Raw genomic sequence first — 7,552 nt, 5'->3', positions numbered from 1 at the left:
GTGCGTCCGCGACGACGAGCCGGGTTCCGGCGAGGAGGTAGCGGCGCGGTGAGCTTCCCTCATAGCGTGGATTGTCCCAGAGGCAAGCCGGCGGACCGGAGCTGGGATACTCCTGTTGTGACGAACCAGCCGCAACCGAGTGCCAAGCCGGCCAAACCCCGGCTGCTGCAGGACGGCCGGGACATCTTCTGGTCGCTGGCGCCGCTGGTGGTGGCCTGCATCGTGGTGGCGGGCCTGGCCGGGATGTGCACGTTCGCGCCCAGCGGGGTCAACCGGGGGCCGGCGCCGTCCTACGACGCCGCCGCCGCCCTGCAGGCCGACGCCGAGGTACTCGGGTTCCCGGTGCGGCAGCCCCGGCTGCCCGCGGGCTGGCAGCCCAACTCGGGTACCCGCGGCGGCATCGCCGACGGGCGAACCGACCGGTCGACCGGTCAGCGGCTGCGGGCCGTCACCACGACCGTCGGCTACCTCAGCCCCTCCGGGGAGTATCTGAGCCTGACCCAGAGCAACGCCGACGAGAACACGCTGGTGGCTTCCATCCACCCCGCGATGTATCCCAGCGGCACCGTCGACGTGGACGGCGCCCGTTGGGTGGTCTACCAGGGAGACGACGTCGAGCCGGTGTGGACCACCCAGCTGGACAGCCCGGCCGGGCCGGAGCAGGTCGCCATCACCGGGGCGGGAAGCGTCGAGGAGTTCCGGACGCTGGCGGCGGCCACCCAGTCGCAGCCACCGCTGCCGGCGCACCGTTAGCAGGGACAACGCAATGAACGCACCCGAGGCAGACCTGACCGGCTGGACCGCGGCGACCTTCACCGGCGGCGGCTACACCCACGACGTGTACCGCAGGGGCCAGGGACCCGGCGTCGTACTGATCCCCGAGATCCCCGGCATCCATCCCGGGGTCCTGGCCCTGGGAAACCACCTGGTGGACAACGGGTTCACGGTCGCGGTCCCGTCGTTGTTCGGCGAGCCCGGCCGGCCGGTGTCCATCGGATACCTGCTGCCCACCATCGCGCGTGCCTGCGTGGCGCGGGAATTCGCGGCGTTCGCGACCAACCGGAACCGTCCGGTGTCGCAGTTCCTGCGCGCGCTGGCCCGTGACCTCAACGCGTCGACGCCGGGCAAGGGCGTCGGGGTGATCGGCCAGTGCTTCAGCGGCGGCTTCGCGCTGGCGGCGGCTGTCGACGCGAGCGTGCTGGCGCCGGTGCTCAGCCAGCCGTCGCTGCCGATCCCGCTGACCCCGCGACAGCGGCGCGATCCCGGGCTCAGCGAACCCGAGCTGAATGCGGTTGCCGATCGCGCCGCCGCCGAGGGCCTGTGCGCGATGGGTCTGCGGTTCAGCGAGGACAAGATGTCGCCGCGCGAGCGCTTCACCACGCTCAAAGAACGCCTGGGCGACGCGTTCGAGGTGATCGAAATTCCTTCCGGCCCGGGCAATGAGCACGGCTTTTCCCGGACGGCGCACTCGGTGCTCACCGACGAGGTCCGCGAGGTCGACGGGCACCCGGCCTACGAAGCCCGCAGGCGGGTGGTCGAATTCCTCACCCGGCGGCTTTCGTAGCCGGAACCTCGTCGCTCTCCTCGACCTCCACGCCCGTGTACGCCGCCCGGTAGACGTCGAGGGTGGTGACGATGACGATCATCAGCACCGGGCCGATCACAATGCCCCACGGGCCGAACATGCCCAGCCCCGCGAACACCGCCAGCAACATCAGCGCCGGAGGCAGCGCCGCCTCGCGGGGCACCAGGATCGGGCGCAGCACGACGTCGATATTGGTGACCACCAGGACGTGCCACAGGACCACGAACACGCCGCCCGCGTAGTTGCCGAACACGGCCATTCCGATACCGATGGGGATCGTCGCGATTCCGGCGCCCACCGGGACGACGGACATCGCGGTGAACACAATCGCGAAGATGAAGAAGCCGTGATGGAACCCGCCGATGTACAGGGCCCCCGCGCTGAGCAGCCCCTGACACAACGCGATGACGAATTGGCCGCGCACGGTGCCGACCACCATGGCGCCCATCTTCTGCAGGTACAGGTCGGTCACTTCGTCGCCGAGCGGGTTGAGGTCGCGGACCAGAGCGTGCAGCTTCGCCCGGTTGACCAGAAACGCCATGAACAGGTAGACGAAGATGATTGCGCCGACGATGGCGCCGAAGAAACCTCCCGCGGTGCTCTGCAGGATGTGCAGGAACCATTGGCCGGCCTTCTGCGCGACCGACACCATCGCCGAGCGCAGCGACTCCGCGGTGACGGTGGTGTGCAGGAACGGCACCCGCGCCAGCAGGTCGTTGGCCAGGTGCAGGCCCTTCTCGCCGAGCGCGCTCAGGTCGGTCCGTGCCATCCAGTCGGCAACCTGGCTGACCGTGCGAGAAACCTGAACGGTGGCCAGCACCAGCACCAGGGCGACCGGCGCGATCACGCAGACCAGCACGGCCAGCAGTGTGCAGGTGGCCGCCAGCCCGGTGGGCAGCCGCCGATCGAACCAGGTGAAAAGCGGTGTGAAGAGATAGGCGCCGACGGCAGCTACCACGATCAGGACAAAATAGCTGCGCAGCAAGTAGCCGGCGAACAGCAGTGCGATGACCGTGAACACCGCCAGGGTGCGCTTTTGACTCGGCGTGAATTCGACGTCCATGGCCGCCCCTTCGCGTCGCCGTCGTGGGGAACTCTAACCCCGCGGGGCGTGACCGGCGGCTTGGCGCGCCCGCTGTCGCTCGATAAAGCGAATCGAAAACCGTTGCAGCAGGCCGGGTGCCAGCCGGGCGAACACCCACGAGGCGTACGCCTGCTTCGGCACGACCAGCAGCGCCTTGTTGCGTGCGATCGCCCGTAGCGTGTCGCGGGCCAGCCGATCCGGGTCGTAGGCGGTCTTGCGGCCCGGCCCGCTGAGGTAGTAGTCGCGGCCGACGAAGCCGCCGATCGCGCCCTTGTCCAGGATCGGTGTCTCGACGGCGCCCGGGCAGACCGCCAGCACACCGACGCCGCGCGGGACGGCTTCGGAACGCAGCGCCAGCGACAGTCCGACGATCGCGTGCTTGGTCATCACGTAGCTGGTGATCTGGCCGGCCGCGGTCAGCCCGGCCATCGATGCGGTGTTGACGATATGGCCATGGCCCTGCCGCAGCATCACCGGGTACGCGGCGGTCACGCCGTGCACGACGCCGCGGATGTTGACGTCGATGATCGCGTTCCATTGGTCCAGCGTCAGAAGTTCGGTGTCTCCGCCCCAGGCGATTCCGGCGTTGTTGAACATCAGATCGAGCCGTCCGGCGCGGGCGACGACGCCGTCGACGGCGGCCTGCACCGCGGCCGGATCGGTGACATCGAGGGTGGCTGATACCGCCGACCCGCGACCGTGCAGGCTTTCGGCGGTGCGGGCCGCCGCGGCGCCGTCGACGTCGGTGCAGACCACATCGGCGCCCGCGGTGGCCAGCGCCCGGCACAGCGCTGCACCGATGCCCGACCCGGCCCCGGTGACGATCGCTTGCCGGCCGGTAAAAGTCGTGGAAGTCATTGTGCGGCAGGCGTCATGACGTGACTCACCAGATCAGGGTAACGCTTCTCGGCGCTCATATGCCCGCCCGCCCCGTTGAACAGCCAGCCCTCGCCCGCCTTCACCGATCAGATGATCGCATTAGCCTGAATACCCGGACGGGCCGGTGATTTGATCGGCGTGTGAAGAGCGAAAATGCCTTCTGAACTGGGCGACTACGAGTCGCCAAACATACTGTCGATTAGGGAATTACGCCGAGTTGGGCTTCGATGCCGAGACGGAAAACACTTTCTCGACGGCCGCCGGGACGTTCTCGATGCCTGTGGGGCCGCCGAGGGCCAGCCGCATGAGATACCCGGGCAGCACACACAGCAAGAGGTCGGCAAGGGCGGTCGGGTCGAGTGAATCATGCTCCCCACGTCCCGGTTTCGGGTCGCCCAACGCGGCGAGGGCGCTCGCAGTGGCGTCGCGCAGGTGTGCGGCCAGCGTGGGGTTGCGCAGGGCCTCTGACCACACCAGCAGGGCTATCGCCGCGAACCCGTCCTCTGTATGGCGTCTGGTGACGAACTCGAGCACCGTCGCGATCGCCGCCGGCGGGCTCGCGCCATCCTCGATGGCCTTTTCCAACACCGTGACGACCTGTGCGAGGTTCTCGGCGGCGATCGCCTCGATCACCGCGTCCTTGCTGGGGAAGTAGCGGTAAACCGCGCCGGAGGACATGCCGGCCTCTTCGACGAGGTCCTGCATGGAGGCGGCGTGGAATCCATCGCGAACGAAACAGCGCCGTGCAGCCGCCATCACCTGAGCGCGGCGCTCGGCGCGGTATTGCTGCGTCACCTTCGGCACCAAGTCACCGTAGCACAAAAAACATGGTCGTTCGCGTTTGACAAGGTAGGGCGTGGGATGCTATAAAAAGCGAACGTCCGCTCGCGGATATCGCTCGGATGGTGAGGAGATGACGGCTTATGAGTACCGACACCGACTTCGGCACGTTCGGCCGATTCGTGGAAACACCAGTCGACGAGATGCCACCGGCCATGAAGCAGGCCTATGAGTTCACCCGCGCGCTGCGGGGACTGGTGCCCGGCCCGCATAAGATCTGGCTGGCCAACCCGGCCCTGTCCACGACGATCGTGCCGACCGGCGCCTATTTTCAGCACGATTCCACGCTGAGCAAGGCCGAGATCGAAATCGTCACCGTTCTGATCACCGCACGATGGCGCAGCGCTTACGCCACCTACGAACACGAGACCATCGCCGAGCGCGACGGCCACCTCGAGGCGCGGCAGGTCCAAGCGCTCATCGCCGGGCTTGCGACGTCATTCGACGACCCGCGAGAGCAGGTGGTCTACGAGCTGGCGTCGGCACTGACCGCGCAACGGGTGGTGCCGACAGGGCTTTACCGACGCGCTCATGATCTGTTAGGCGAGGCAGGCATCGTCGATGTCGCGGTGCTGCTGGGCTGGTTCACCATGGTGTGCCTGACGCTGGGCGCCTTCGACGTCCCGGCCAACGCGCAGGGACTCGACCAGTGAGCGGCGCTGACGTTCTCGGCGGTCGCCTGGCGTTGGCCGATCGGAACGCTCTCGACGACCCGGCGCGAGAGTTGTTCGACGACATCACCGCCACCGCCGTGCGGTGGGCCCAGCGCAGCGGATTTACGGCGAGCACCAACGACGGGCGGCTGATCGGGCCGTTCAATCCGTGCCTGCTCAACCCCGGGCTTGCCGCCGCCTTCCTCAAACTGCAAGCAGCCGAACAGCAATGCACCTCGCTCGACGAGCGCACCCGACAGGTCGTCATCCTGACCGTCGGCGCGGTATGGGATGCCCCGTATGAGCTCTACGCGCACTCCGCAGTGGCCCATCACGCCGGACTCCCAGAGCCTGTGATCGCCGGACTGGTCGCCGGACGCGAACCTCAGGCGCTCCCCGAGGACCAACGGACGGCCCACCGCCTGGCGCGGGCACTGTCCACCGCCCATCAGGTCGACGCAGCGCTCTACGACCAAGCGGTGCAACGGTTCGGCTCCGCCGGAGTCTTCGACATCACGGCATTAACCGGGATCTACCACACCGTCTGCGGCATCCTCAATGCCTTCGCGATCCCGGCCCCCGGCCAGCACCCGCATTGACCGTCGCGCCCGCCCCGGCGCCATCCTCAAGGAGAACGACCATGCCTCTTCCGCCCCTGCCCACCGTGACCCTTACCCCGGTGGCCCATTTCCCCCAGGGTTACTTCCTGGAGAATCTCGCCGTGCGCGCCGACGGCTCGCTGTTGGTCACCGCCGTCCTGCAACGCGAGCTGTGGTGGGTGCCACCGCCCCGGCACGGCACGCTGGTCGAGCCCGTCTTGGTGCACACCTTCGATCACCCGGTCACCGGGATCGTCGAGGTCGCGCCAGAGGTCTTCGTCGTCAATCTCACCGAGGGCTACACCACTGGCGAATCGCATTTGGCACGAGTCGATCTCACCGGCTGGGCACCCCAACAACCGGTGACACCAGAGATCATCTGCACCTTCGACGAACGAGCCCGCGCACTCAACGGCAGCTGCCTCCTTGCGCCCGGAGTGCTGGCGGTCGCCGACTGTTTCGCCGGCCTGATCTGGCGGGCCGATCTCACCCAGGATGCTCGACACGCCACCGCTCGGGTGTGGCTCGCCCACGACACGATGGCCTTCGACCCTGACAGCGACCTACCGCCGCCACCGCAGCCGGGCGTCAACGGCGTGCGGTACAGCCCACACACCGGCTACCTTTACTACACCTCGACCGCGCAGAAAGTGTTCATGCGCGTGGCAGTCGACCCGTCGACACAAAACCCGGTCGGCTCAGCGGAATTCGTCGCCGCGATCGATAACGCCGATGACTTCTGCGTCGACGACCAGGCCGGGTTCGCCTACATCACCCGACACCGCGCCAACACGATCGAGCGGGCGCCGTTACAGCCGCGGCACGGCAGCGAGGTCCGTCACATCGCCGGCGACCCGTTCGACGACACCTTGATCGGGCCGTCTAGTGCGGCCTGGGGCCGAGCAGACGGCGAGCCCGGCCGGGTCGCCTACGTCACGACCGATGGCGGCACCACCGCCCCACCGGATGGAGTCGTTCGGCGCGCCGCTGTGCTGCGCGTCCACCTGGACTACGCCGCCGCGCTCACGCGCGAGGCGACCGCGTGACTCGGCACATCGTCACGACCGTGCAGGCGTCGATCGACACCCACGTCGACGGGAACGGACTGCCCGTCCTCGTCATCCCCTCCTACGGGCGCGATGCCGGACCTGACTTCGACCCGTTGGCTGCTGCGCTCGTCGCCGCCGGCTACCGGGTGCTGCGCCCCGAGCCGCGCGGCGTCGCCGGGTCTTCGGGACCGATGAACGGTGTGACCTTCGCCGACATGGCCCGCGACATCGCAAACGTGATCGACAACGTGGCCGACGGGCCTACGGTCATTCTTGGGCATGCGTTCGGAAACTTCGTGGCCCGCGCGACAGCCGTACACCATCCCGACCGCGTGGCCGCGGTGATCCTGGCGGCCGCGTCAGGAAAAACCGTTGCGCCACAGATCAATTCAGCACCGATGCGTGCGGGCGACCTCACCCTGCCCGAGGTAACCCGGATGGCGGCGCTGCGCCTGGCGTTCTTCGCTCCCGGCCACGACCCCACGCCCTGGCTGGCCGGCTGGTATCCCGAAACGCTTGCCATGCAAGTGGACTGCGTGCAACACGCCGATATCGCGCGCTATTGGGGAGCCGGGAACGCACCGGTGTTTGAGATCATCGCGGCCTGCGACCCATTTCACCACCGCGACGAATGGGGCGACCTGCGAGCCCGCTACGGCGACCGGGTTACCACCACCGTCATCGACGACGCCAGCCATGCCTTATTTCCCGAACAGCCCGACGCGGTTTCCGCCGCCGTCATCGACTACCTGCGCACCGTCGAATACGTCGCGCAACGATGAGGACTCAACCGACGAAGATTGACCGCGTCTTATGCCATGCGATGGGATGCCGTGGCTTGCTGCGGACAACATTGTCTGTTG

At 67.8% G+C, this 7,552-nt stretch carries 9 protein-coding genes; 6 read left to right on the top strand and 3 right to left on the bottom strand.

Annotated features, from left to right (window positions below):
- Nucleotides 1-117: 117 nt before the first annotated feature.
- Together ABDW21_RS13640 and ABDW21_RS13635 are read left to right on the top strand one after the other, a co-directional pair.
- Nucleotides 118-753, top strand: coding sequence for a DUF4245 domain-containing protein (locus ABDW21_RS13640; protein WP_343602776.1), 636 nt, complete (start codon nucleotides 118-120; stop codon nucleotides 751-753).
- A gap of 13 nt (nucleotides 754-766) precedes the next feature.
- Nucleotides 767-1,564 (top strand): dienelactone hydrolase family protein, encoded by a 798-nt coding sequence (locus ABDW21_RS13635; protein ID WP_343710571.1) that lies wholly within the window; start codon nucleotides 767-769, stop codon nucleotides 1,562-1,564.
- Here ABDW21_RS13635 and ABDW21_RS13630 read toward each other — a convergent pair.
- The 3 genes from ABDW21_RS13630 to ABDW21_RS13620 all read right to left on the bottom strand — a co-directional run bounded on the left by ABDW21_RS13630 (nucleotide 1,545) and on the right by ABDW21_RS13620 (nucleotide 4,352).
- Entirely contained in the window at nucleotides 1,545-2,648 is a 1,104-nt protein-coding gene (locus ABDW21_RS13630; RefSeq protein ID WP_343710570.1) for an AI-2E family transporter, read from the bottom strand. The two genes, ABDW21_RS13635 and ABDW21_RS13630, sit on opposite strands and share 20 nt — an antisense overlap.
- A gap of 33 nt (nucleotides 2,649-2,681) precedes the next feature.
- Nucleotides 2,682-3,527 (bottom strand): SDR family oxidoreductase, encoded by an 846-nt coding sequence (locus ABDW21_RS13625; RefSeq protein ID WP_343710569.1) that lies wholly within the window; start codon nucleotides 3,525-3,527, stop codon nucleotides 2,682-2,684.
- A 228-nt stretch (nucleotides 3,528-3,755) separates the two neighbouring features.
- Nucleotides 3,756-4,352, bottom strand: coding sequence for a TetR/AcrR family transcriptional regulator (locus ABDW21_RS13620; protein ID WP_343710568.1), 597 nt, complete (start codon nucleotides 4,350-4,352; stop codon nucleotides 3,756-3,758).
- Between the two features lie 119 nt (nucleotides 4,353-4,471).
- Here ABDW21_RS13620 and ABDW21_RS13615 point away from each other — a divergent pair, with 119 nt between their 5' ends.
- Genes ABDW21_RS13615 through ABDW21_RS13600 form a run of 4 tightly spaced genes read left to right on the top strand, consistent with a single transcriptional unit; the run spans nucleotide 4,472 to nucleotide 7,471 of the window.
- Nucleotides 4,472-5,041, top strand: a complete 570-nt coding sequence (locus ABDW21_RS13615; protein WP_343710567.1) for a carboxymuconolactone decarboxylase — start codon at nucleotides 4,472-4,474, stop codon at nucleotides 5,039-5,041.
- Nucleotides 5,038-5,640 (top strand): carboxymuconolactone decarboxylase family protein, encoded by a 603-nt coding sequence (locus ABDW21_RS13610; protein ID WP_343710566.1) that lies wholly within the window; start codon nucleotides 5,038-5,040, stop codon nucleotides 5,638-5,640. Before ABDW21_RS13615 ends, ABDW21_RS13610 begins: the two co-directional genes overlap by 4 nt.
- A 41-nt stretch (nucleotides 5,641-5,681) precedes the next feature.
- Nucleotides 5,682-6,686, top strand: a complete 1,005-nt coding sequence (locus ABDW21_RS13605) for a hypothetical protein (RefSeq protein WP_343710565.1) — start codon at nucleotides 5,682-5,684, stop codon at nucleotides 6,684-6,686.
- Nucleotides 6,683-7,471 (top strand): alpha/beta hydrolase, encoded by a 789-nt coding sequence (locus tag ABDW21_RS13600; RefSeq protein WP_343710564.1) that lies wholly within the window; start codon nucleotides 6,683-6,685, stop codon nucleotides 7,469-7,471. The genes ABDW21_RS13605 and ABDW21_RS13600 overlap by 4 nt, the downstream gene beginning before the upstream one ends.
- The last annotated feature ends 81 nt before the right edge of the window (nucleotides 7,472-7,552 follow it).

Source organism: Mycobacterium sp. (assembly GCF_039583805.1).
Classification (GTDB): Bacteria; Actinomycetota; Actinomycetes; order Mycobacteriales; family Mycobacteriaceae; genus Mycobacterium.
This window is presented reverse-complemented; position numbering and strand designations above follow the sequence as displayed.